Below are 24,295 nucleotides of genomic sequence, written 5' to 3'. Positions count from 1 at the left end.
ATCCATTAGGACAACATCATAGACTGTTATTGTCCAACTATTACGGGTGATGTATATCAAAGTACGGAGATCGGGAGGGGATCTTTTGGAAAAAACAGATATTTTTAAAGATATATCGAAACGTACAAATGGCGACATATATCTTGGAATCGTCGGAGCAGTCCGTACGGGAAAGTCCACCTTTATTAAGAAATTCATGGAGTTAGTTGTGCTTCCTAATATTGAAAGCGAAAGCGAAAGAGCAAGAGCACATGATGAATTACCGCAAAGTGCTGCAGGGAAAACCATTATGACAACAGAGCCAAAATTTGTTCCGAATCAAGCCGTTCAAGTGAATGTAGAAGATGGATTAGATGTCAATGTCCGTCTCGTTGACTGTGTTGGATACGCTGTAGAAGGTGCGAAAGGGTTTGAGGATGAAAACGGTCCGCGTATGATTCATACACCATGGTACGAGGACCCGATCCCGTTTCATGATGCAGCGGAAATCGGAACACGTAAAGTTATTCAGGAGCATTCTACCATTGGTGTTGTCGTAACTACAGATGGGACCATTGGAGAAATAGACAGAGAAGACTACATCGAAGCAGAAACGAGGGTTATTGAAGAGTTAAAAGAGGTTGGCAAACCTTTTATTATGGTAATTAACTCAACAGAACCGCACAGCCAAAAAACGGCCCTGCTTCGGGAAGAGCTGATAGAGGAACATGATATTCCTGTGTTGGCTATGAGTGTTGAAACAATGACGGATCATGACGTTTACAGTGTATTACGTGAAGCATTATTTGAATTCCCGGTTCTTGAAGTAAATGTGAACCTGCCCAGCTGGGTCATGGTATTAAACGAAAATCACTGGCTTCGAAAGAATTATCAAGAAGCCATTCAAGATACAGTGAAGGATATCAAACGCTTGCGTGATGTCGACCATATTGTCGGCTATTTCAGAGATTATGAATATATTGAAGGGGCTAACTTAGCTGGTATGGAAATGGGAGATGGTATTGCTGAAATTGATTTACATGCTCCCGATCAATTATATGATCATGTCCTAAAGGAAATCGTTGGAGAAGAAATTCGCGGGAAAGATCATTTACTAGAGTTGATGCAGGACTTTGCCTATGCAAAGCGTGAATACGATCAAGTTTCCGGGGCTTTGCAAATGGTAAAACAAACTGGTTATGGTATTGCTGCACCAACTTTAGAAGATATGCAGCTGGATGAACCGGAAATCATCCGTCAGGGATCCAGGTTTGGTGTCCGTTTAAAAGCGGTTGCTCCGTCTATTCATATGATTCGGGTCGAAGTGGAATCGGAATTTTCCCCGATTATCGGAACGGAGAAGCAAAGTGAAGAGCTGGTCCGCTATCTGATGCAAGACTTTGAAGAGGACCCGCTATCAATTTGGGAATCTGATATTTTTGGACGATCGCTCAGTTCGATTGTCAGAGAGGGAATCCAGGCTAAAATTTCCCTAATGCCGGAAAATGCAAGATATAAATTAAAAGATACGCTGGAGAGAATTATTAATGAAGGCTCAGGCGGTTTAATCGCTATTATATTATAAGTTCGTGTTCCAATAGTTCGATAAGAAGCACCATAATAAACATTCTTACTCAACTTTCGCACTAAAGAATAAGTATATAAACCTTGCTGTTCTAGGGTGAATATGTTCTCTATTATCGTGTTAAGTTCAATCACCCTGCTATTTTTTGAACAGGGTATGGTGTATAGCTACCGCTCCGGCCAAGCCCTACGCTTTCCGCTGCAGCGGTAGCCTTACACCTTACCTTCCCATGTTTGTCAACAGGGAGATGAAAGAAACGATTAAGCCCCTGTTCCTGTGGAAAGGAAGTTACTTTTTAAAGTGCGAAAGTTAAGATTCTTATAAAACAAAATGCCATGCCATGGGAGTTCACAAGCGGTTCTCCGTAAATAAATGCATATTTCTTGGATAAGCAGCTGAATGGATAGCTGCTTATTTTTTGTTGTATTGTTCTGCCCGGCGCAGAGGCTGATATAAAAATTTAGCTAAAAAAGAAACCAATGACAGGTTTTTCAAGAAAATATTTTTCAAGAACGGCAAAAAAATCTTGTACACGCCGTATAGATTTATGGAAAGGTGACAATGCTTGTTGCATAAGAGTTTCCCTTGGTTCTCTTCAGAAAAAGGAATTTTTATGTAAAATCTCAATAAATTCTAGAGAAATCGATACTTATTGTTGAATTTTATTTAAAACTCGTTTATTATAAGCCTTGTCATCACATATTAGGGTGACTTTAATGAAACAGACCATGGGATAGACAGACAATGTCAGTCTATTTGTCTAAAGAACATCCTGGGAGGAGGTGAATGTCATGAATAAAACAGATTTAGTAAATGCTGTGGCTGAAAAAAGCGATCTTTCTAAAAAAGATGCAACAAAAGCTGTAGATGCAGTATTTGATGCAGTCATGGATTCACTTAAAGACGGTGAAAAAGTACAACTAATCGGTTTTGGTAACTTTGAAGTACGTGAACGTTCTGCACGCAAAGGACGCAATCCGCAAACAGGAGAAGAAATCGAAATTCCTGCAAGCAAAGTTCCTGCTTTCAAACCAGGTAAAGCCCTTAAGGATAGTGTAAAATAATATTTTACATATCCGAAAAGGAATGTACAAAAAGGGAGGGGCACGTTCATAAACGTGCCCCTTTCCTTGTTTTTGATAAGAAAAACGATTTAAATAGATTTGCGGTATAGGCAAGTCATGAAGCCATTCGACAATATCGATTGGAAGATGAGAACATCTTTCAACAAATTTCTATTTTTGCAATGAAGGAGGATTACAAGATGGACATAAAAAACACAACAGCAGATTATTTTGTTATTAAAGCGTTAGAAGACGGTGTTCATGTTATCGGGCTGACGCGCGGCAGTGATACCAAATTCCATCATTCGGAAAAACTGGATCAAGGGGAAATTATGATTGCTCAATTCACAGAGCATACTTCTGCCATTAAAGTCCGCGGTAAAGCACTTATCCAGACAAGTCACGGCGAAATCGAAAATGAATAATTGAAGGAAGCTCTTTCAGCCGGATGCGGTTCGTCAGGTTCCCGAATGGCTCTTCCTTCAGCTGAGAAAACTTGATACTGCGATTACATAACCCTCTAAAAGATGTCGCAGCAGTCACTATACATCCTGATTATGATGTACTCATTCACCCTGGATTTTGATGAAGAGCCTGAAAAAAAGGGGATTATTATTTACACACGTATGATAATAGAATAAGTTCTTTCATTTTTATAACGTATAAAATGTGCTATAATAGCTAAAGTGATGAAAGGCTGAAAGGATCCAGGTGATAGTGTTGACTACATTTATGAGAACAGATAGCGGTTATAGAAAAATACTGGAAAATAAATTGTATGATTCATACATTCATAAGCATATACGCTATCCGGTTATTGACGAAGAAAAATGGAAATTATTACTATTTCTCGTTGAACAACATCAATCATTAACTCCCTTGCAACGTGAAAAGTATATTATTTCAACTATGCTTGTTCAAATTGCCTTGGATACACATGATTTTGTTCCAATTAAACAAAAAGCCGATACAGAAAATGAAATGGTTAAAAAACAACTTCAAGTTCTTTCGGGGGACTACTATAGCGGGTTATATTATTTATTGCTTTCAGAGGCAGGAGAGATAGCTTTTATCCGGACACTCGCAAATGCCATCCGGGAAATAAATGAATGGAAAGTTACTTTATATTATGAAGAACACCTGCCGCTTGAAACATGGCTGGATATAAAAATGAAATTAAATGCATCTGTACTGGTACATGTTGCAAAATATCTGCACGGGCCCGAATTGGAATCCGTTATCCAAAATTGGCTGATGTACCGCCGTTTAGACACAGAAGAAGCTGATTATGGCTATTCTTTATTGCGTACAGAATGGGAAGCACGTAATAACAAGGCAACTTCTATGCCTCAAATCGATGATAAATTAATCCGGGATTATGGAAATGCAGTATATGATGCGCTCTCTCAATTATCCGGTTCCAATTTATTTATGGAGCAATTTATTTATTCCCAGGAAACGAACGAACCAAGAACGTCAAGACTCTAGAAGGAAGTGTAAAGAATAATGGGGTATTCATCAAAAGAAGAACGTGTCCATCACGTTTTTGAAAATATATATAAAAACTACGATGCGATGAATTCTGTAATTTCGTTTAAACAGCACATATTATGGCGTGAGGATGTTATGAAACGGATGCACGTATCCCCGGGTGACAGTGCGTTAGACGTATGCTGCGGTACGGGAGACTGGTCTATTTCTTTAGCAAAAGCCGTCGGGCCGGAGGGAAACGTTGTCGGTCTGGATTTCAGCGAGAACATGCTGTCTATTGCGAAAGAAAAAGGAAGCCGGGAGCAGTTAAATGACATCAAATGGATACATGGCAATGCAATGGAGCTTCCTTTTGAAGACAATCAATTTGATTATGTAACCATTGGATTTGGTTTAAGGAACGTACCGGATTATATGACCGTTTTAAAAGAAATGTACCGGGTAGTAAAACCGGGCGGGCAGGTTGTTTGCCTCGAAACATCACAACCTACTTTAATCGGTTACCGACAACTTTATTATTTTTATTTCCGGTTTATCATGCCGTTTCTTGGTAAAATATTTGCCAAAAGTTATCAGGAGTATTCCTGGCTGCAAGAATCTGCAAAAGATTTTCCGGGTAAGGAACAACTGAAGCAAATGTTTTTTGATGCAGGCTTCAAATTTGTTGATGTCAAAACGTATGCCGGCGGTGGTGCTGCTATGCATATGGGGCATAAATCTTAAATAAAGAATGAATTTACTAGTAAAATAAGGTGACGTACATGAGACTACCAAAGATTTATGGTTTTTTAACGAAAGATATGGACGCTATTGAGAAAACTTTACAACAGAGTATTCAGGCTGAACATCCCGTACTTCGAGACGCTTCCACAGCACTTTTGAAAGCAGGGGGGAAAAGGATTCGTCCTGTTTTTGTTTTGCTTTCATGTCAATTAGGAAATTATGATTTTGAAAAAATACAGAAAGTGGCTGTAACGTTGGAACTGATTCATATGGCAACACTTGTTCATGATGACGTCATAGATGAAGCAGAGCTCCGCCGCGGAAAACCGACAACCGCTTCTCAATATGGCAACCGGATTGCGATGTATACAGGAGATTTTATCCTCGCAAGAGCTCTGGAAGAAATAACAAATATAGAAGACCCAAGAATACATACATTATTATCAAAAACGCTTGTGGAAGTATCGGTAGGCGAGATTGAACAAATTCAATTTAAGTACCATTGGAATCAAAATTTGCGTGACTACCTTCGCCGGATAAAACGAAAAACAGCATTATTAATTGCGTGCAGTTGTAAACTGGGGGCGCTTGTTGGCGGTTTAAGTGATCAGGATGCTGACAAATTATATCGTTATGGTTACAACGTCGGCATGTCTTATCAAATTATTGACGATATTCTTGATTTCACTTCTACGGAAAAAGAACTGGGCAAGCCCGCTGGTAATGATTTATTACAAGGGAATATTACACTGCCTGTTCTTTATGCAATGGAGGATGAAGAATTAAAAAATCAATTGATGACGTTGATTACCAGCAACCAAGATATTGACAAAAAAACCATGCAGAAACTGGTTGCTTGTTTGAAAAACACAGATGCTATCCGAAGAAGTTATGCTGTCAGTGATCTTTATTTACAAAAGGCATTAAAGGCTTTAGATGGATTGGAAACATCCAGAGCAAAAAAAAGTTTGCAGGATATTGCCGCTTTTATCGGAAAAAGACGCTCCTGATCAAATTAAGATATTGTTATTTGACTGATAATTTGTTACTATTTTAGAGGTTGTATATTTTTAATTACATAGAGATAGGGTGATTTGAATGGAAAAAACATTTTTGATGGTAAAACCAGATGGTGTGCAACGTAATTTAATTGGAGATATCGTTGCAAGATTTGAACAAAAGGGATTTAAATTAGCAGGAGCTAAACTGATGACAGTATCTGCTGATTTAGCTGAACAACATTACGCAGAACATAAAGAGCGCCCGTTTTTTGGTGAACTGGTTGACTTTATTACTTCCGGACCGGTATTTGCAATGGTTTGGGAAGGAGAGAATGTTATTGCTTCCGCCCGTACTATCATGGGAAAAACCAATCCTTCCGAGGCACTGCCTGGGACCATCCGTGGAGATTACGGCGTTAATGTCGGCAAAAATATTATTCACGGTTCAGATTCTTCGGAAAGCGCTTCGAGAGAAATTAATCTGTTTTTTAACGAAGAAGAGCTGAACGATTACAGCAAGCAGAACGAAGCATGGGTTTATTAAAGTGAAGTGTTGTGGAAACCTCCGTTAAACATACGGAGGTTTTTATGTACGGACAGGGAGGGTCATGGATGAAAGATGATTACGATTTAATGAAACAAAATGTACATCAGTCACTTCAATTAAATTTGAGCTTATATAAAGAAGCGCAAATGAAACGGCGGATAACGACATTAAGGGATAAACACGGTTTTAAAAGTTATGTGGATTATTTTTCAGCTTGTCAAAAAGACGAGCAATTCTTAAAAGAATTTACAGAAAAGTTAACCATTAATGTTTCCGAATTTTATCGAAATCCGAATCGCTGGGACGTACTGCAGAAAAAAATTATTCCGGAACTGATGAAAAACAAAAGAAAACTGACGATTTGGAGCGCTGCTTGTTCCACAGGAGAAGAACCTTACAGTCTGGCGATGATGCTGGAAGAACACTTTCCCGGTTTAAATTACCAGATTCGTGCTACAGATTTTGATCAGACAGTATTAAATGCAGCAAAACAAGGGAACTACCAGGAACGCGCTTTAAAAGCATTACCACCTGCTTTAAAGAAAAAATATTTCACCTCTAATGGGACGATTTTTCAGGTGGATCCGTCGTTAAGAAAGCATATCCGTTTTGAACGACATAATTTATTAGAAGACCGTTATCCGAAAGAGGTGGACTTGATTGTCTGCCGGAATGTGTTAATCTATTTTACAGAAGAAGCCAAAAAGAATTTATTTCATCTCTTTCATCAATCCTTAATACAAGGCGGGTGCCTGTTTGTCGGCAGCACAGAGCAGATATTTAACGCCGGGGAATACGGTTTTTATCTGGAAGACAGCTTTTTTTACCGGAAACAGTAATTAACACTACCCGAAGTGCAGGAATATATGATATAGTAATTAGAAAACTTTCAACTATTTAAATGAGTGAAGTATATTCGATATTATCTAAAAAATATGACACGTTCGTTTTTACGAAATTATTTAGAAGATAACAGCGATTATAAAAATCTCTTTTTCATAGTTTATAAAGGTAAAGGAGAATGTATAGTGCGTTATTTAACAGCTGGAGAATCACATGGAAAACAATTAACGACAATTATCGAAGGACTGCCTTCCCAGATGGAATTAAAAGCGGAAGATATCAATAACAGTCTGCGCAGACGACAAGGCGGGCACGGCAGAGGAAAACGAATGCAAATTGAAAAAGATACAGTAGATATTACCAGCGGTGTGCGTCACGGGTATACGCTCGGATCTCCTGTTTCACTGGTGATACATAATGATGATTTCAAGCATTGGACAGACATCATGGGTGCAGATCCTCTGGAAGAAGAGGCAAAAATGCGGAGAGTCGTTACCAAACCACGTCCGGGTCACGCTGACTTAAATGGCGGTTTGAAATATGGCCATCGTGATATGCGGAATGTTTTAGAACGTTCTTCTGCAAGAGAAACAGCAGCAAGAGTTGCAGCAGGTGCAGTGGCAAAATCACTTTTAGAACAATTGGGCATTTATGTTACCGGATATGTTAAAGAAATCGGCGGTATCCGCGCAGAAGAAAAATCAGATTTAAATGCAAAAGAACGCGCGGAAGTTTCTGAGAATTCGCCTGTGATGGTGTTAGACTCCAATGTTGAACAACCTATGGGTGAAGCTATAGACGAAGCAAAAAAAGTAGGAGATTCCATCGGCGGTGTCTGTGAGGTTTATGTAGAAGGATTACCAGCCGGAATTGGTTCCTATGTGCATTATGACAGAAAGCTAGATAGCAAACTTGCTGCAAGCGTAGTCAGCATTAATGCGTTTAAAGGCGTGGAATTCGGTATCGGATTTGAAGCAGCCCGTTTAAATGGTAGTGAAGTCCATGATGAAATTACCTGGAATGAAACGGAAGGGTACCACCGCACGACAAACCGTCTGGGCGGTTTAGAAGGCGGCATGAGTACAGGAATGCCTCTTATTGTACGCGGCGTGATGAAGCCTATCCCGACGCTGATGAAACGTCCATTGCAAAGTGTGGATATTGAAACGAAAGAACCTTTTAAAGCAACGGTTGAAAGGTCCGATGCTTGTGCAGTTCCTGCTGCTTCTGTCGTGATGGAACATGTCGTTGCTTTTGAAGTAGCCAAAGCTGTCACAGAACAATTTTCAAGCGACCGTTTTTCACAGCTGAAAGAAGCTATAGATGCATACAGAGAGGAAAACAGGTGCTTCTAAATGAAACAATTAACCATTCGCTCAACGCAGCGTAACTACCCGATTGTGATGGAGTCCGGACTGCGTTTTCAATTGAAGCGGCGGCTGGGCAATGACTACAGTTCGATTTTAATTATAACGGACGAACATATAGCTGATTATTATTTGGAAGATGTCATAAGCAGCCTGCAAGATAATGCAGTGTATACTTCGGTTGTTTCGTCTGGCGAAGCTTCTAAAAATATAGATGAATATTATAAATTACAGTCAAAAGCAATTGAAAGCGGACTGGATCGCAAATCACTCATTATTGCCCTTGGCGGCGGAGTGATAGGCGATTTGGGAGGATTTGTTGCTGCCACTTTTATGCGGGGAATCGATTACGTGCAAATGCCGACGACGATTTTGGCTCATGACAGCAGTGTCGGCGGAAAAGTAGCCATTAATCATGCATCTGGAAAGAACTTAATCGGATGCTTTTACCCGCCGGCAGCGGTTTTATATGATACGGAAACACTAGCAACCTTGCCTTATCAGGAAGTCCGCAGCGGCTACGCAGAAATTTTAAAAGAGGGGCTTATTGCTGACGCTGCTTTAGCTGAAGAATTATTGCCGCTCTCTTTACAACACATTTCTTCTGAACAGCTGGAAAATCACCTGGAAGCAGGTATACAAGTAAAAGCCGATATCGTAGAAGCAGATGAGAGAGAAGCCGGTGTTCGTAAATATCTGAATTTCGGCCACACATTGGGCCATGCTTTGGAAGCAACGCTCGGATACGGACAGGTGACACATGGAGAAGCTGTCGCAAACGGGATGTTATTTGCCCTTCATGTGAGTGAAAATGTATACACACAGCAGCTTCCATTTAATGAACTCTATCACTGGATGACTAGGAATGCATATCCTGTTATCGATATAGAAGAAGCGCATATAGATAAACTCATTAAAAGTATGAAGTCGGATAAAAAATCCGTTTCCGGCCATATTCAAATGGTTTTACTCCATCAAGTTGGAGAGCCGACTGTCGAAAACTTAGATGATTCCTCTGTGGAGGCTTATATCAAAACATATATAGAGAGGATGAACAAGCAGTGACAAGAGGCGTACGAGGAGCTACAACAGTAGAAAATAATACAGCAAACGAAATCATTGAACACACTAGAACATTAGTGCTGGAAATGGCAGAAAATAATCAAATTCAGCCGGAAGATGTTTCCCATGCTTTTATTTCCGTAACCAAGGAGGTTGATGCAGCTTTTCCGGCAAAAGCCTTGCGGGAAATTGACGGGTGGAAATATGTGCCTGTTATGTGTATGCAGGAAATTGATGTTCCCGGAAGTCTGCCAAATTGCATCCGGATTATGATGATTGTGAATACTGATACAGCGCAAAAAGAAGTCGTGCATACATTCCAGAGAGAGGCCGTAAAACTCCGTCCGGATCTTGTAGAAGGAAAGGATAGGTAAGTAATGAGAAGTAAAGAAGTTTTAAAACAGCTCAGTCCATATAAACAAGGAAAGCAGACAAAGGACATTCAAAAAGAATTTGGACTTGATTATATCGTTAAATTGGCATCGAATGAGAATCCTTATGGCTTTTCAGATAAGGTGAAAAATGTATTTCAGGCAAATGAACCTGCATTTCATATTTATCCTGACGGCTATACGGCAGAGCTCCGTTATTTAATCAGCGAAAAATTAAATATCCGTCCGGAATCGCTTATTTTCGGAAGCGGGTCGGAAGAGATTATCCAAATGCTGTGCCGCTCTTATCTGACCGCAGAAGACCAGGTTATTATGGCAACACCTACATTTCCGCAGTATAAGCATTATTCCTTAATAGAAGGCGCAGAAATTATCGAACATCCGGTGAATACAGACGGCAGTCACCCTCTTGAAAAGATGCTTGCTTCTGTACAGGAAAATACAAAAATCATCTGGATTTGTACACCGAATAACCCAACTGGAATGTCCCTTTCCAAAGAAGAATTAGAGAGCTTTTTAAAGGATTGTCCTTCTGACGTTCTGGTTGTTTTAGATGAAGCGTATGTTGAATTTTTGGATCCTGAAAAAGATCCCGATGCGCTGGAACTGTTAGATAAATATACAAACCTGATTGTGTTGCGTACATTTTCAAAAGCTTATGGTCTGGCTGGCCTCCGGATTGGTTACGGTATCGCAGACCCGTTGATTGTCGAAACATTGGATAAAGTGCGCGGTCCGTTTAATACAACATCGGTAGCTCAACAGGCAGCTGTTATTGCTTTTTCAGACCAGGATTTTATCCGGCATACGTATCAGGAAAATAAAAAGGTATTGCAGCAATTTCAAGCTTTTTTAACTTCTATTGGCTGGGACTACTATGAATCAGAAGCGAATTTTCTGCTTGTGAAAACGCCTGGAAGCGGTATAGATGTGTATGATTATTTAATCAGACATGGTTTTATCGTCCGTCCGGGAGAATTATTAGGCATCCCCAATACCGCCCGTGTCACCATTGGAAAAGAAGAAGACATGAAGGTGTTGGAGAATGCTTTAAAAGAATATCAAGAACAATTCAATCAGGTAAGGTGAACGTATGGAAAAGCAACAGGTATTAATAGCTGGACTCGGTCTTATTGGCGGGTCCATTGCGAAAGCGATAAGAAAAGAATCTGACCATGATATCACCGGTTTTGATGTCAATGAAGATACATTGCAATTTGCTTTGAATCACGAAATCATTGATCAAGCTTTCACAGATTTTGAAGAAGCGGCATTACAGGCGGATATCATCATTATCTCTGCACCAATTTCAGAAACGATTCAACTAGTTACAAGATTGGATGACATTCCTTTTACCAAGGAGGTCATCGTCTCAGATACAGCATCAGTAAAGGGTTCTGTACTTATTGCTGCAAATCATTTAACCAATAAAGCTATCCGGTTTATCGGCGGACACCCTATGGCAGGTTCGCATAAAAAAGGAATTGAAGCAGCCAAAGAACATTTATTTGAAAATGCCATTTATGTGCTGTCACCGCTCGATTATGCTACAGAAGAAAATGTCGGTATATTGCGGGAAGTTTTATCTGCAACCAAAAGTAATTTTGTTGTATTAAATTCGGATGAACATGATGAAATGACCGGGGTTATCTCTCATTTTCCGCATCTGATTGCGTCCTCGCTTGTTCATCAGGCGAGGAAATGGGAGCAGAAGCATGCTTTCCTTCCTAACTTAGCTGCTGGCGGGTTCCGTGATATTACACGTATTGCTTCCAGTAACCCGGTCATGTGGCAGGATATCTTCTACCATAACCAGACCAAAATGTCAGCAATGCTGGATGATTGGATTACGGAGATGGAACAGCTGAAGAAGCGGATTGAAGATAATGAAAAAGAAGAAGTAATTACGTATTTAAATAGTGCCAAAAATTATCGGGATGGTTTAAACGAAGGTCAGCGCGGGGCAATCCCTGCATTTTATGATGTTATTGTCGATATTGCTGACCAGCCGGGGGCTATTGCTGAGGTTGCACTAATTCTGGCAAATGCATCATTAAGTATTAAAAATATTGAAATTCTTGAAGTTCGTGAAGGGATTACTGGTGCATTGCGCTTAAGCTTTTATTCAAAAGAAGCCCAATTCGCCGGCCAGAAGATATTAAAACAACGCGGATTTGAAACGATGATTCCATCTTAATGACAGGGAGGCGAATAGCATGTCATATGTTCAATTCGAATATACTTCACCCAGATTAGAAGGAGAAGTAAAGGTGCCTGGAGATAAATCCATCTCCCATCGTTCGATTATTTTCGGAAGTATTTCACATGGAATAACCAAAGTATTGAATTTTCTTGATGGAGAGGATTGTCTTCGGACCATTGATGCTTTTCGTGAAATGGGTGTGCAGATTGATATAGAAGGAAATACGGTACATGTTCATGGTAATGGCTTAGAAGGTTTGAAAAAACCCGACAAAGCCATTGATTTTGGTAATTCGGGGACGACAACACGTTTAATGCTTGGTCTCTTAGCCGGGCTTCCATTTGAGACAAACATTTTTGGAGATCCCTCTCTTACCAAACGTCCGATGGATCGCGTAGTTGTTCCATTAAGAAAAATGGGAGCATCCATTTATGGAGATGCAAATGGGAACTTTCTTCCAATTACCATCCACGGGGGAGCGCTGCAAGGCATCACTTATCAGCTTCCAGTGAAAAGTGCCCAAGTAAAATCTGCTGTTTTGTTAGCGGGGCTGCTTGCTGAAGGAGAAACAATTGTTCAAGAAGAAACAGAAACAAGAAATCACACTGAAGTAATGCTTCAAGCATTCGGAGCTGATTTAAAACAGACGGAGAAAGGCATCACTGTAACAAATAAAGGGAATTTAACAGCTTGCGATGTGGAAGTTCCCGGTGATATTTCTTCCGCTGCGTTCTTTTTAGCTGCCGGGGCAATTGTGCCTGGAAGCACAGTCACATTAAAAAATGTCGGTCTAAACGATTCCAGAACCGGCATTCTGGATGTATTAAAACAGATGGGAGCTGCCATTACGATTGCAAATGAACGGACAACCGGCGGCGAAAAAATTGGTGATTTAACCATTCAATATACGGCTTTAGAGGGAATAACAATCGAGGGAAATATAATCCCCCGTCTTATTGACGAAATTCCGATACTAGCATTATTGGCAACCCAGGCGGATGGTAAAACAGTCATTAAAGATGCAGAAGAATTAAAAGTAAAAGAAACAGATCGTATCGAAGCTGTCTGCCAAAATTTACAAGCACTCGGAGCAAACATTACTCCCACCGATGACGGCATGATTATCGAAGGTCCGACCAAACTGACCGGCGGAACGATTTCTTCCTATATGGACCACCGTATCGCCATGATGGGTGTCATCGCAGCACTTGTATCTGAAAATCCAGTAAAAATGGATGAAAAAGACAGTATCAACATCTCTTATCCGGCATTTTTCGATGACCTGGAAACCATCTTACAATAAATAATTGTGGATTTTTCATTCAATACCAACTTATATCCCGGCTACAGTTCTAGTTATTTGAACTGTAGCCGTCTTTTTTGTATGATAAATTGGAGGCAAAAGAAACACAAAAGAGAGGGGTTCTTTTAGATGAACACCATACAACAAGCAATCGAATTAGCAGAAAAAAATGAAACAGAAAAGGCATTAGCATTATTAAGAGACCATCAAAAAAATGCAGATGACGATTCCTTGTTTCAAATAGCCGAACTATACCTGCAGTGGGGCTTTCTAGTCGAGTCAAGAACGATTCTCGAACAGTTGATTGAAAAATACCCTGAAGAAACCTCTTTAAAGCTCACATTATCAGATATTTTTATTGAGTCTGAAGAAGATGAGCTGGCAATAACGATATTAAATGAAATTCCGGAAGAGGACGAAGGCTATGTGCAAGCACTTATCCAGCTGGCTGACTTATACCAGGCACAGGGGCTATTTGAAGTTTCCGAGCAAAAGTTGATGGAAGCAAAACAAATTGACCCGCAGGAAAGTGTGATTGACTTTGCACTTGGCGAACTGTTCTTTTCTATTGGTGAATATATGAAAGCTATTAACTATTATGAGCACGTCTATGCGAAAACCAAAGAAGTAGCAAATGTATCTATTGAGGATCGGCTTGGGGAAGCATATGCAGCTGCCGGTGATTACGAGAAAGCTCTGACGTTTTATAAAGAAGAGGAAGATCCGGACCCTGAAAAATTATTTAAATATGGCATTACAGCGCATCAGGCGGATCGTGATGATATTGCAATTAAAGCATGGGAACATGCACTGGAAATTGATCAGGACTATTATGCCGCTTATACACAGCTTGCCAATGTATATAAAGAGCAAGGCATGCTTGAAGAAGCCTATAAGATTGCCCAACAGGGACTGGAAAGGAATTCCTATCAAAAAGAACTCTATTTCCTTGCCGGAGAAATTGCGCATCAATTAGGAAGGGAAGCAGAAAGTGAAGAGCATGTCAGAGAAGCGATTGCATTAGAGCCAGATTATAAAGAAGCTGTTCTGTTTCTAATCGAACTGCTAAAAGCAAGAGAAGCATCTGATGAGATTGTTGACTTGATCCAAAGCATTAAAAACACCGGTGCAGAGGATCCGCTCTATGATTGGGAACTGGCTAAAGCCAATGTGGAAATAGAATCATTTGATGATGCATTAAACAGCTATCAGGAAGCATATACTAATTTACAACATGACAGTGACTTTTTAAAAGAGTATGGCTATTTCCTGACGGAGGAAGGAAGAGTGCAAGAAGCCATTCCGGTCCTGAAAGCATATCTCGAACAGCAGCCGATTGATGAGGATGTGCAGGAGCATGTGGAACGCTTGGAACAAGATTTATTGTAATACCAGTATACCAAGCTTTTAGAGAGGGGAGAGTGGAATGCTATCATCTGTAACTGCAAAAGATAAGAAGAAGTTTATCCAATGGTTTTTAAATCATTATCGCTTAAAAAAAAGAGAGAGTGTATGGATACTTAATTATTTAGTGAACCATATGGATATTCTGGAACATGTGCATTTTGTAAGAGATGTAAAGTATTGTCCCAGAGGCGTCATGATTTCCAGTCGCTGTTCGGAAAAAATCCCGTTCCGGTTTTATAAGAATCATTTGGTAACGACGGATGCAGAGAAAACATTTCATGACATCCGGCTGAATAAGCAGGAAGCATTATTTATTCAATTGAATTTCCACCAGGCAAACCAAAGCTCTTATTACGCTGCTGTATTAGAAGAAAATCCATACTTGCCGGACGATTACTACCTGACCAAAGATGACAAACAGACAACCGCTGAATTATTGGATCAACTTATCATCAAACAACAACAGGAACAGCTGCGGGAAAAGATTGACGACGCGTTGGATACCGGAAACCAAGAAAAGTTTTTGGAGTTAACAAAAGAGCTGGAAAAACTGCTGAATAAATCATAAAATGAAAATTTTAATCAATCTATTCCATAACAACCTGTATTTTTACGGGTTGTTATTTTGGTTATGGCTCGGATTTCATTTATTTCTTTCAGCACTATTAAAAAATTGTTACAATATAAACAAGCATGTGAAGGGGGAATTTGTATGAAATGGACAAGTGTTGATTTGCAGAAATATGAACAGGCAAAGGAGTATGTTGATACGGTCATTGTACCATTAGCTCCTTTTCAAATTGGTGCATTGGACGCTTCTGCAAAACAGGCTGATCAGTATGATGTTTTAACACTTCTTTCCAGAGAGCTGGAAAAAGAACTTATGGGGAGAATTATGCTTACGCCTATATATACATATATGAACACGGCTGAAAAATCCGAAGAAGCAGAAAGATTGAATAAATGGTCCAGCCATTTGAAAGAGCAACCATTTAACCACATACTTTATATCAGTTTTGATCCGGCTTGGCGCAAGGTAGCGGATAGCTTAGATGGGGAATTTATCTGGCTGCCGTCTATTCCTTTAAAAGACGCTGATTCGGGTGCTGTAAAAGGATTGATAAGAGATCAGACCATGCAGACAGCTGAGTTAGTGAAGTCTTTTTGGTAGATGTATGACAAAATTATCAAAACATTTGTCTTGAACCTTGGGATATATATTGACCCAAACAATAGTTTACGCTATCATTGTTAGTGTCCTAGTAATTTGATTTTATTTGAATAATGTCCGTGACTATTTGAACACAGAGGGGGGAAAAACATGAGTGATGAAAAGCGAGACATATCCCGCAGGCAATTTTTAAATTATACGCTTACAGGTGTAGGCGGATTCATGGCTGCCGGTTTGTTAATTTCACCTGTCAGGATGGCTATTGACCCTGTATTGAGGGAAGATGGAGAAGGCGGTGACTTTACAAATGTCGGTCTGGAAGTTTCAGAAATTACGTCTGATCCGCAGCGTGTCGATTGGACTGTTGACCAGGTAGACGGCTGGTACGAATCAGAAGTGAATCAAACAGCTTGGGTGTATCGGAATGAAGATGATGAAATTGTTGCCTTTTCCCCGATTTGTAAACATTTAGGTTGTTTCGTTTCTTGGGAGGGCAGTGAAGATTATCCGGAAGAATATTTCTGCCCTTGTCATAACGGCCGTTATTACAAAAATGGTGTAAATGTTCCCGGAACACCGCCGTTGGAACCGCTTGATGTTTATGAACAGGAAGAAAGAGATGGCATGCTGTTCCTGGGCAATATTAGACCACACGAGGAGGCGTAATGAACAATGTTACAAAAGATTTATGATTGGATCGATGATCGCATTGATATTACGCCGATTTGGCGGGATATTGCCGATCATGAAGTTCCAGAGCACGTTAATCCGGCCCATCATTTTTCCGCATTCGTTTATTGTTTCGGCGGATTAACATTCTTTGTTGTTGTGATTCAAATTCTTTCCGGTATGTTTTTAACAATGTATTATGTACCGGATATTGAAAACGCTTGGCAGTCTGTATATTATTTACAAACTGAAGTAGCACATGCTCAAATAGTACGAGGCATGCATCACTGGGGTGCAAGTGTTGTTGTCGTAATGCTTTTATTACATACTTTACGAGTATTTTTCCAAGGGGCCTATAAGAAACCTCGTGAGCTGAACTGGATGGTAGGAGTCCTTATCTTCTTTATTATCCTGGGACTGGGCTTTACCGGTTACCTGCTTCCTTGGGACAACAAAGCATATTTTGCAACACAAGTTGGATTAGACATTGCTGAACAGGTTCCATTTATCGGAGAGGCGTTAAAAACACTCTTAGCCGGGGATGCTACCATTATTGGAGCACAAACCCTGACCCGTTTCTTTGCGATTCATGTCTTCTTCTTACCGGGAGCATTGTTTGCACTATTGGCAATTCACTTTATCTTAATCCGTAGACAAGGTATTTCTGGACCACTATAAAAAGGAGGGCAACCCATGCGTAGAGGTAAAGGTATGAAGTTCGTCGGCGATTCTCGAATCCCGGCGGAGAGAACATCCAAGGTACCAAAAGATTATTCCGAGTATCCTGGCAGAACAGAAGCATTTTGGCCCAACTTTTTATTAAAAGAATGGTTGGCCGGAGCTGTTTTCCTTGTAGGGTTTTTATGCTTAGTGTTGGCGCATCCGTCTCCGCTGGAAGGAATGGCTGATCCGACAGACTCATCATACATTCCGTTACCGGACTGGTATTTCTTATTCTTGTACGAGTTATTAAAGTATCAATTTGCAAGTGGTAATTGGATTATTATGGGGATTCTGGTTATTCCGGGAATTGCATTTGGGGCACTATTTCTCGCTCCATTCTTGGACAATGGACCGGGACGGCGCCCGCGTCAACGTCCAATTGCTGTTGGCATGATGCTGGCAGGACTAGCATCTGTTATCTGGTTAACGTACACTTCTGCAGCACCAGTTGATTGGGAAGAGCGTTCAGAACAGAACCAGCCAATTCCTCCGGGTGAATCTGTTGTTGATGAGAGTCACCCTGGATTCGCAGCATATGAAACCAGCTGTCTAAGCTGTCATGGCGGTGAATTAGAAGGAGGAGCAGGTCCTGCATTAGTAGGTGAAAGCGAGTTTTCCAGAGAGGAAATTATGGATATTGCTGTGAATGGTATTGGTTCAATGCCTGCCGATCAGTTCCAAGGAACAGATGAAGAATTGGAACAATTAGCAGATTTCATCGTTGAAACAAATGAAGCAGCAGATGAGTAAGCATAAAATAAAACATTGATAAATAAAAGCACCTTTGACCATAATAAGGCAAAGGTGCTTTCTTCTATGGCTAACTACTAAGAACAGAAGGAGAAGTCGAAAAGAAATGTTGTCATACATATTATTAGATAAAAAATTTTTGATACTGCTTTTCATTATAAACTTTCTGGGCACCATATATGGCTTTTACTGGTACGGTGGCCAGCTTGAAATAACTCCGGCCATATTTATTCCGTTTGTACCGGACAGCCCGACAGCGAGTTTATTTTTCACCATTTTTTTGTTGTTTTTCATTTTTGGTAAAAACATTCCTTATATCGAAGCATTAGCGATTGTTTCTTTATTTAAATATGGTATCTGGGCTGTTGTGATGAATGTATTAACGTTAATTGTCAGCGGAGGTATCGGGCCGGCAGGATTTATGTTAATTGCATCGCATTTCGGAATGGCTGTTCAAGGTTTGCTTTATGCACCTTTTTATAAAATAAAATTACGGCATTTAACTGTTGCAGGTATCGTTGTATTACATAATGATATTATTGACTATGTCTTCGGACAAATGCCTGTCTATTCTGATTTAACAACGTATATGAACGAAATTGGCTATTTTACATTTTGGCTAAGTATTATTTCTATCCTTCTGGCCTACTACTTAACAATTCATCGAAAAAAATCATCCTTGTAAGCAGAAAAGGAGACTTGCGGAGTCTAATGTTGTCAGGTTAATGAATTTTATAAAATACACTCAACTTTCGCAGCTAAGAATAAGCATAAGTATATAAACGTTGCTGTTCCAAGATGAACATGCTCTCTATTACCATGCTTGTAGCTTCCTTCTATTTTTTTGAATAGTTTACATTGATTTTCAGATGAAGGGCGGGACTGCGGTTGTCTTTCCTGCCGAAACAGTTACAAGATTTCATATTTTCTTACTTATCCTTACGGCTTACCGTCATACCTGTTCACCTCCCATCATAAACTTAGAGTACATATTAAAAAGATCAGAGGTGATCTCTATGGGTAAGAAACTGCTTCATGTGATGACAATCGGAATCATAGGGATGTTTTACCATGTAAAAGCTGTCCATGCTGCCTCTATTCCTTCATCAAATATTTATTACAACAGTTTAGCGCCGTCTCCATTTATTTTAGGTGTTATGATTGTAGGCGGTTGCATTATTGTTACATTATCTTATGTAAGTTGGAAAAAATACAAAGGGGAGAAACCAGGAAATAAGCCTTCTCGCAAAAACGACAAATCAGTTGACTAAAATAAAAAAACTGACTAAAATTGACCTTAAGATATAGTAATGGGGGTATAAAAATGGGTGCTTATCTAATTTATTTTGGACTACTAATGATCATTCCAATGCTTGCTTCAGGGAAAGTTAAAAGCACATATACCAAATTTTCTAAAAAACCGACTTCTTCCGGTATGACCGGTGCAGATGTTGCTAGAAAAATACTGGATGATAACGGTTTGCATGATGTACAGATCGGTATGGTTAAAGGGGACTTAACAGACCATTATGATCCCCGCAAAAAACAAGTGAATCTCTCTGAAAATAATTATCAGGGCAGATCAATGGCTTCATCTGCCATAGCAGCACATGAAGTAGGCCATGCGATACAAGATCAGGAAGAATATGCGTTTTTACGCTTTCGAAGTGCTTTAGTACCATTAGCAAGTACTGGTTCGAATATCTCGATGATTTTAATTATTGCAGGTATGCTTTTAGGGACAATGAATTTAATGTTAGTGGGGATTGTCTTCTTCGCCTTTGCAGTACTATTTCAACTGGTCACCTTGCCGGTGGAATTTGATGCTTCCAACAGAGCGATGACCCAGCTGGTCTCTACAGGCATAATTCGTAATAATGAAGAACGCGAGACCAAAAAAGTATTAAATGCTGCCGCATTAACTTACGTTGCAGCTGCATTGGTTGCCGTAGCTGAATTACTGCGCTTTATTCTTATCTTTGCAGCAAACAGAGAATAGAAAGTATAAAAAGATGATTCCAAGAAGGGGTCATCTTTTTTTATTATCAAGGAAATTATAAAATTAATTGCTTGTGTATAACTGGTTAGAGATAAACGGCCACGTCCAGCTCCAAGCGCCAAAAACTAAGAGCCAACACGTGAGTGCCCTACGATAAAGAAGACTTGGCGATTGGCAAGCCGTCAGGCGCAGACAGAGTTAAATTTGGGACTTCGCTTACCAATGTTGTCAGGTTAGTATAACCGCTGCGGCGGACCGTTTTGCTTTCCTAGGGGCACGCTCTTCAGCTAACTTTTGCCAAGAAGAGCACTTGGCAAAAGTGGATCTTCAGATGGTGCTGATCCCTCAGGAGTCAAAACGGTCCGCCTCCGCTAGTGGGATGTTCTATACATGAAATAGTTGAGCAAATAAAATCATTTAGCTCCATTAAGATGTTATTTCTTCCAAACGCTGTAGCATCCCATCAGAGCGCAGGCCAACCACGTAGACTCCTATGGGAACAGGGCGAGCTGAAGATCCACTTGAAAAGCGGGTTTCTTTTCAAGTTAGCTGAAGCCGTCCCCATGGAAAGCGGAGTGGTTGGCCGGAGCGGAAGCTATACACCATATCTTGTTCAAAAAATAGAAGGAGGCTCTAACCAAAAGCAAGCATAATAATAGAGAGTATGTTTATCCTGGAAGAGCAAGGATTATATGCTTATTCTTAAGCGCATAATTTGAGTAAATTTCACAAAATTCATTAACCTGACAACATTGAGACCTGCGATTACTCGGTCTATTAAAACCGCTGCTTCGCTTACTCGTCCCATCAAAATCGCCGCACTTATGCCCTGCGGGTGAAAGTCATCATCGGTTCGTCACCTCACCGTGATTCCTTTATCTCAGTTACGCCGCTCCAGTCTCTACGTTTTTAAGCAGGTGCTTTGCGCTTTTGTTCTTGGTAGTACAGTACAACATTTCAGAATAAACGTGCACTTAAAATTAAAAATGGGCAATCACTCTAAAGCTGGTGATTGCCCATTTTTTTTATTTAATAATGGTATTGACGCGGATGAACTCCGGTTTTGCTCCCAACACTAACAGGAATACTTGTGAATAGGAGATACGGTCCAGTTGCCGAAGAATCGATAACAACTTATCAATATCCTCGCGTTTTCGTAATGACTGCACTTCATGTTGATAAAGGTGTAAAACCGAATCGCGAATAAAAGGAGGTTGGATCGTACCTTCTTCTCCTGTCACTAACAAATCCCCTAAATATTTATAAGGAATTTGCAATTGTCTGGTCAAGCTTACCACATGCTGTAAATGCTCATATAATTCTTCGTTCTGATCATGAAGCTGTTCAAATTCTTCTTTGATTTGATATAAGTTATTCAGATTTACGAACATGGATATCTCCTCTTTCCCATGGTTTTTCCAAACCAATAATTTGCGTCAGTTCTTTACTGTGTTCTCTTCTTTTACGACGCATCGCAGCGCGTTTTTCTCCAGATTCAAATAAATATTTTTCTTCTGCGGATTCCGGAACAATATTTGGCACTTGAATTGCTTTTTTGTCCTCATCCAAGGCTACAAAAGTCAGAAAAGCCGTTGCAGCAATTTTTCTTTCTCCTGTCATCATGTCTTCCGCAATAACCTTACAAAAAATTTCCATAGACGTCGTGCCTGTATAGGAAACAAATGATTCAATACAGACGGAATCGGTCTGACGAACCGGATGAAGAAAATCGATTGAATCTGTCGAAGCTGTGACGCATTCCTTTACTCTGGCATGTCTTCTTGCAGACAAGGTAGCATTATTATCTAATTTTTTCATCAATACACCTCCAAAGAGAGTATTGTAATTATTTAAATCATTCACTAGTACTTGGTCCGTACTAACTACTCTGCTGTCATTTGGATGTTTATAATTAGTCATGTTGTTACGTTCCTTTCTTTAACAAGATGGGTTTGTTTTAACTCCATTAATCATTCTAAATCGTATTTGTCTGCAATAAAAATAGTTATTCTTCATTCAACCTATAGACCAAATCTATGAAAACGCCACAATTAATTATTATTTTTTCGTTGGAACATTAATTGCTCTTGTATATATTTCAACCATTCCTTTGTCACAAAAGAAGTATAGCTGTTCTTTTTCCAAATGATTGCTAACTGCCAGGAAATCGATGGATTCTCAATTTCAACACCAACAACATCTTCTTTTAACATATTGATAATACTTTCCGGGAGGATACTTACTCCGAGACTGGAGAGAATCATTTGTTCAATAAAATACCACTGAGAACTTTCCGCAATCACCTTTGGAATAAATCCTGCCGTCTTACATACCTCTGTGATACGATCGTTTAAGACAAAGTCTTCGCTGAATAAAATAAAATCATCTTCTTTTAATTCAATAAGCTCTATCTTTTCTCTGCCTGCAAATTTATGAGAGCGGGGGACTACAAGCTTCAGCTGCTCCTCAAGCCAAAAGAATTGGTGAAATGCCTCTGTGTCTGTCGGCAGCACTGTAACGCCGACATCGAGCTCCTCATTCCTGATACTTTCTTCAATTTTTTTACTGCCGCTCTCTAATAATTCAAAACTGATATCCGGGTAACTTTCGTGAAATTTCCCAAGCAGGTGGGTGAACAGAGTGACATTCATTATCGTAGGTAAGCCTATTTTAATATGTCCTTGCCTGATTCCTAATAAATTATCCATTTCTGCAGGAAGATTTTCATACAATCGAACAATTTCCTTTGCCTGATGCAAGAATGCTTCTCCTGCGTCCGTTAGAATCATTTTGCGTTTATGACGGTCAAATAGTTCTACTTCTAGCTCTGCTTCTAAATCCCGCAGAAGCTTACTAATCGTAGGCTGGGAAATATATAAATTTTCCGCCGCCTTCGTCATACTTCCAGTTTTGACAATTTCTATAAAATAAATCATATGTTTAATCTCCATATTCTTTCCCCTTTATTAATGACATTGCTTTTCCTGTTTTTTGAAAAGAGCCCGGAATGTTTCCGGGCTCTTTTTACAGCATTATTCGTTTAGCGGCTTTTTATTTTCATCCAGGGTAAATCCTTCTCCCATCACCTCATGGACCGTGGTCAAAGAAACAAAAGCAGAAGGATCCGTCTGGTTAATAATACTTTTCATTCGCGGAACTTCATTCCGTGCTACTACACAATACAGTACATTTCTTTTTTCTTTGGAGAAACTTCCTTCCCCATTTAAAATAGTCACGCCCCGATCCATCTTTTTCATAATCTGACTAGCGATTTCTTCGCTTTGATCAGAAATGATAAAGGCTCCCTTGGCAGCGTAGGCACCTTCCTGAATAAAATCAATCACCCTTGCTCCAATAAAGACAGCGACAAGCGTGTACATCCCTTCTGACAGTTCAAGGAACGTCAAAATAGAGGTAACAATGACAAGAAAATCAAATGCAAACATCGCTCTTCCAATACTCCAGGAAGTATATTTGTTGATAATGCGGGCGATAATGTCAACGCCGCCGGTTGTCCCGCCAAAACGGAAGATAATTCCTAACCCGATACCAATGAATACACCTGCAAATAAAGCAACGAGCGTCATATCATCCTCTAAACCAATTGGAATTTGATATATTTGAAAAATCCAGAGAAATAAAGACACGGAAAAAGTTCCAACCAATGTATAGACAAACGCATTTCTTCCGAGTATTTTCCATCCAATCAGAAATACCGGAATATTAAGGACAAGATTCGTTATCGCAGGATCTATATTCCATAAAAAATAAAATAATAGGGTTATCCCTGTGAAACCGCCCTCGCCAAGGTTATGCTGCATATTAAAATGAACAAGACCAAAAGAAAATATAGCCGATCCCAATAATATAAATATGATGTTCTTTACCCGAATACCCAATGAACCAATCCCTCCTGTTTCATGGAAGTATGTAATATTAAAAATTATCATCCTATTGTAATAATGCACATTTCGACGGAATCTATTATAGACAATTTCCATCACGATGACAATCCG

Annotated in this window: 27 protein-coding genes; 23 read left to right on the top strand and 4 right to left on the bottom strand. The window is 39.7% G+C overall.

Annotated features, from left to right (window positions below; genetic code table 11):
* Positions 1-85: 85 nt before the first annotated feature.
* The 23 genes from spoIVA (at position 86) to ACFQ19_RS04260 (ending at position 20,279) form a co-directional block, all read left to right on the top strand.
* Positions 86-1,564: a stage IV sporulation protein A gene (spoIVA, locus tag ACFQ19_RS04370; protein WP_379590853.1), complete on the top strand. Its 1,479-nt coding sequence runs from the start codon at positions 86-88 to the stop codon at positions 1,562-1,564.
* A gap of 791 nt (positions 1,565-2,355) precedes the next feature.
* A complete protein-coding gene (locus tag ACFQ19_RS04365; protein WP_080874364.1) occupies positions 2,356-2,628 on the top strand; it encodes an HU family DNA-binding protein in 273 nt (90 codons plus the stop codon).
* Positions 2,629-2,828: 200 nt separating this feature from the next.
* Entirely contained in the window at positions 2,829-3,053 is a 225-nt protein-coding gene (mtrB, locus tag ACFQ19_RS04360) for a trp RNA-binding attenuation protein MtrB (protein ID WP_379590852.1), read from the top strand.
* Between the two features lie 295 nt (positions 3,054-3,348).
* Positions 3,349-4,116: a heptaprenyl diphosphate synthase component 1 gene (locus tag ACFQ19_RS04355; protein ID WP_379590851.1), complete on the top strand. Its 768-nt coding sequence runs from the start codon at positions 3,349-3,351 to the stop codon at positions 4,114-4,116.
* A gap of 18 nt (positions 4,117-4,134) precedes the next feature.
* Positions 4,135-4,842: a demethylmenaquinone methyltransferase gene (gene menG / locus ACFQ19_RS04350; RefSeq protein ID WP_379590850.1), complete on the top strand. Its 708-nt coding sequence runs from the start codon at positions 4,135-4,137 to the stop codon at positions 4,840-4,842.
* Positions 4,843-4,880: 38 nt separating this feature from the next.
* Positions 4,881-5,852 (top strand): heptaprenyl diphosphate synthase component II, encoded by a 972-nt coding sequence (gene hepT / locus ACFQ19_RS04345; RefSeq protein WP_379590849.1) that lies wholly within the window; start codon positions 4,881-4,883, stop codon positions 5,850-5,852.
* Between the two features lie 88 nt (positions 5,853-5,940).
* Positions 5,941-6,387, top strand: a complete 447-nt coding sequence (ndk, locus tag ACFQ19_RS04340; protein WP_379590848.1) for a nucleoside-diphosphate kinase — start codon at positions 5,941-5,943, stop codon at positions 6,385-6,387.
* A gap of 68 nt (positions 6,388-6,455) precedes the next feature.
* Positions 6,456-7,229, top strand: a complete 774-nt coding sequence (locus tag ACFQ19_RS04335; RefSeq protein ID WP_379590846.1) for a CheR family methyltransferase — start codon at positions 6,456-6,458, stop codon at positions 7,227-7,229.
* Between the two features lie 189 nt (positions 7,230-7,418).
* Entirely contained in the window at positions 7,419-8,588 is a 1,170-nt protein-coding gene (gene aroC / locus ACFQ19_RS04330) for a chorismate synthase (RefSeq protein WP_379590845.1), read from the top strand.
* Positions 8,589-9,665 carry a 3-dehydroquinate synthase gene (gene aroB / locus ACFQ19_RS04325; protein WP_379590844.1) on the top strand — a complete coding sequence of 359 codons (1,077 nt, stop codon included), beginning with the start codon at positions 8,589-8,591 and terminating at the stop codon, positions 9,663-9,665. It abuts the gene before it with no gap.
* Entirely contained in the window at positions 9,662-10,036 is a 375-nt protein-coding gene (aroH, locus tag ACFQ19_RS04320; protein WP_379590843.1) for a chorismate mutase, read from the top strand. Before aroB ends, aroH begins: the two co-directional genes overlap by 4 nt.
* Positions 10,037-10,039: 3 nt before the next feature.
* On the top strand, positions 10,040-11,143 hold the full coding sequence (hisC, locus tag ACFQ19_RS04315; RefSeq protein WP_379590842.1) for a histidinol-phosphate transaminase: 1,104 nt from the start codon (positions 10,040-10,042) through the stop codon (positions 11,141-11,143).
* 4 nt (positions 11,144-11,147) lie between these two features.
* On the top strand, positions 11,148-12,251 hold the full coding sequence (locus tag ACFQ19_RS04310) for a prephenate dehydrogenase (protein WP_379590841.1): 1,104 nt from the start codon (positions 11,148-11,150) through the stop codon (positions 12,249-12,251).
* Between the two features lie 19 nt (positions 12,252-12,270).
* Positions 12,271-13,560, top strand: a complete 1,290-nt coding sequence (gene aroA, locus ACFQ19_RS04305) for a 3-phosphoshikimate 1-carboxyvinyltransferase (RefSeq protein ID WP_379590840.1) — start codon at positions 12,271-12,273, stop codon at positions 13,558-13,560.
* Between the two features lie 129 nt (positions 13,561-13,689).
* Positions 13,690-14,949, top strand: a complete 1,260-nt coding sequence (locus tag ACFQ19_RS04300) for a tetratricopeptide repeat protein (protein ID WP_379590839.1) — start codon at positions 13,690-13,692, stop codon at positions 14,947-14,949.
* A gap of 37 nt (positions 14,950-14,986) precedes the next feature.
* Complete coding sequence (locus ACFQ19_RS04295; protein ID WP_379590838.1) at positions 14,987-15,535, top strand: ReoY family proteolytic degradation factor; 549 nt, start codon at positions 14,987-14,989, stop codon at positions 15,533-15,535.
* A 144-nt stretch (positions 15,536-15,679) separates the two neighbouring features.
* Entirely contained in the window at positions 15,680-16,138 is a 459-nt protein-coding gene (locus tag ACFQ19_RS04290) for a DUF2487 family protein (RefSeq protein ID WP_379590837.1), read from the top strand.
* 150 nt (positions 16,139-16,288) lie between these two features.
* The gene (locus tag ACFQ19_RS04285; RefSeq protein ID WP_379590836.1) at positions 16,289-16,804 is read left to right on the top strand and encodes a QcrA and Rieske domain-containing protein; all 516 of its coding nucleotides are present in this window, start codon (positions 16,289-16,291) and stop codon (positions 16,802-16,804) included.
* A gap of 6 nt (positions 16,805-16,810) precedes the next feature.
* A complete protein-coding gene (gene qcrB / locus ACFQ19_RS04280) occupies positions 16,811-17,485 on the top strand; it encodes a menaquinol-cytochrome c reductase cytochrome b subunit (RefSeq protein WP_379590835.1) in 675 nt (224 codons plus the stop codon).
* A gap of 15 nt (positions 17,486-17,500) precedes the next feature.
* Positions 17,501-18,280, top strand: coding sequence for a menaquinol-cytochrome c reductase cytochrome b/c subunit (locus ACFQ19_RS04275; protein ID WP_379590834.1), 780 nt, complete (start codon positions 17,501-17,503; stop codon positions 18,278-18,280).
* A gap of 106 nt (positions 18,281-18,386) precedes the next feature.
* Positions 18,387-18,965, top strand: coding sequence for a DUF1405 domain-containing protein (locus ACFQ19_RS04270; RefSeq protein WP_379590833.1), 579 nt, complete (start codon positions 18,387-18,389; stop codon positions 18,963-18,965).
* Between the two features lie 331 nt (positions 18,966-19,296).
* Positions 19,297-19,551, top strand: coding sequence for a sporulation protein YpjB (locus ACFQ19_RS04265; protein WP_379590831.1), 255 nt, complete (start codon positions 19,297-19,299; stop codon positions 19,549-19,551).
* A gap of 53 nt (positions 19,552-19,604) precedes the next feature.
* Complete coding sequence (locus tag ACFQ19_RS04260) at positions 19,605-20,279, top strand: zinc metallopeptidase (RefSeq protein ID WP_379590830.1); 675 nt, start codon at positions 19,605-19,607, stop codon at positions 20,277-20,279.
* A 1,025-nt stretch (positions 20,280-21,304) separates the two neighbouring features.
* On the opposite strand, the gene ACFQ19_RS04255 is transcribed toward ACFQ19_RS04260, so the two are convergent.
* The 4 genes from ACFQ19_RS04255 to ACFQ19_RS04240 all read right to left on the bottom strand — a co-directional run bounded on the left by ACFQ19_RS04255 (position 21,305) and on the right by ACFQ19_RS04240 (position 24,178).
* Positions 21,305-21,670, bottom strand: coding sequence for a hypothetical protein (locus ACFQ19_RS04255; protein WP_379590829.1), 366 nt, complete (start codon positions 21,668-21,670; stop codon positions 21,305-21,307).
* Positions 21,651-22,199, bottom strand: a complete 549-nt coding sequence (locus ACFQ19_RS04250; RefSeq protein WP_379590828.1) for an acyl-CoA thioesterase — start codon at positions 22,197-22,199, stop codon at positions 21,651-21,653. The genes ACFQ19_RS04255 and ACFQ19_RS04250 overlap by 20 nt, the downstream gene beginning before the upstream one ends.
* Positions 22,200-22,330: 131 nt before the next feature.
* The gene (gene cidR / locus ACFQ19_RS04245; RefSeq protein ID WP_379590826.1) at positions 22,331-23,230 is read right to left on the bottom strand and encodes a cidABC operon transcriptional activator CidR; all 900 of its coding nucleotides are present in this window, start codon (positions 23,228-23,230) and stop codon (positions 22,331-22,333) included.
* 81 nt (positions 23,231-23,311) lie between these two features.
* On the bottom strand, positions 23,312-24,178 hold the full coding sequence (locus ACFQ19_RS04240; RefSeq protein WP_379590825.1) for a YitT family protein: 867 nt from the start codon (positions 24,176-24,178) through the stop codon (positions 23,312-23,314).
* Positions 24,179-24,295: the final 117 nt, after the last annotated feature.

The organism is Oceanobacillus locisalsi (assembly GCF_042675985.1).
Classification (GTDB): domain Bacteria; phylum Bacillota; class Bacilli; order Bacillales; family Amphibacillaceae; genus Oceanobacillus; species Oceanobacillus locisalsi.
The sequence above is the reverse complement of the archived record's forward strand: the minus strand, read 5'-3'. Positions and strand labels throughout refer to the sequence as shown.

Coding starts and splice junctions, on each gene's coding strand:
- cidR (WP_379590826.1), bottom strand. CDS start 23,230: ATGGAGATTAAACATATGATTTATTTTATAGAAATTGTCAAAACTGGA.
- ACFQ19_RS04260 (WP_379590830.1), top strand. CDS start 19,605: ATGGGTGCTTATCTAATTTATTTTGGACTACTAATGATCATTCCAATG.
- ACFQ19_RS04270 (WP_379590833.1), top strand. CDS start 18,387: ATGTTGTCATACATATTATTAGATAAAAAATTTTTGATACTGCTTTTC.
- ACFQ19_RS04285 (WP_379590836.1), top strand. CDS start 16,289: ATGAGTGATGAAAAGCGAGACATATCCCGCAGGCAATTTTTAAATTAT.
- ACFQ19_RS04365 (WP_080874364.1), top strand. CDS start 2,356: ATGAATAAAACAGATTTAGTAAATGCTGTGGCTGAAAAAAGCGATCTT.
- ACFQ19_RS04250 (WP_379590828.1), bottom strand. CDS start 22,199: ATGACTAATTATAAACATCCAAATGACAGCAGAGTAGTTAGTACGGAC.
- qcrB (WP_379590835.1), top strand. CDS start 16,811: ATGTTACAAAAGATTTATGATTGGATCGATGATCGCATTGATATTACG.
- ACFQ19_RS04265 (WP_379590831.1), top strand. CDS start 19,297: ATGGGTAAGAAACTGCTTCATGTGATGACAATCGGAATCATAGGGATG.
- hisC (WP_379590842.1), top strand. CDS start 10,040: ATGAGAAGTAAAGAAGTTTTAAAACAGCTCAGTCCATATAAACAAGGA.
- ndk (WP_379590848.1), top strand. CDS start 5,941: ATGGAAAAAACATTTTTGATGGTAAAACCAGATGGTGTGCAACGTAAT.
- aroA (WP_379590840.1), top strand. CDS start 12,271: ATGTCATATGTTCAATTCGAATATACTTCACCCAGATTAGAAGGAGAA.
- ACFQ19_RS04290 (WP_379590837.1), top strand. CDS start 15,680: ATGAAATGGACAAGTGTTGATTTGCAGAAATATGAACAGGCAAAGGAG.
- aroB (WP_379590844.1), top strand. CDS start 8,589: ATGAAACAATTAACCATTCGCTCAACGCAGCGTAACTACCCGATTGTG.
- ACFQ19_RS04310 (WP_379590841.1), top strand. CDS start 11,148: ATGGAAAAGCAACAGGTATTAATAGCTGGACTCGGTCTTATTGGCGGG.
- ACFQ19_RS04295 (WP_379590838.1), top strand. CDS start 14,987: ATGCTATCATCTGTAACTGCAAAAGATAAGAAGAAGTTTATCCAATGG.
- mtrB (WP_379590852.1), top strand. CDS start 2,829: ATGGACATAAAAAACACAACAGCAGATTATTTTGTTATTAAAGCGTTA.
- ACFQ19_RS04335 (WP_379590846.1), top strand. CDS start 6,456: ATGAAAGATGATTACGATTTAATGAAACAAAATGTACATCAGTCACTT.
- hepT (WP_379590849.1), top strand. CDS start 4,881: ATGAGACTACCAAAGATTTATGGTTTTTTAACGAAAGATATGGACGCT.
- ACFQ19_RS04300 (WP_379590839.1), top strand. CDS start 13,690: ATGAACACCATACAACAAGCAATCGAATTAGCAGAAAAAAATGAAACA.
- ACFQ19_RS04255 (WP_379590829.1), bottom strand. CDS start 21,670: ATGTTCGTAAATCTGAATAACTTATATCAAATCAAAGAAGAATTTGAA.
- menG (WP_379590850.1), top strand. CDS start 4,135: ATGGGGTATTCATCAAAAGAAGAACGTGTCCATCACGTTTTTGAAAAT.
- ACFQ19_RS04275 (WP_379590834.1), top strand. CDS start 17,501: ATGCGTAGAGGTAAAGGTATGAAGTTCGTCGGCGATTCTCGAATCCCG.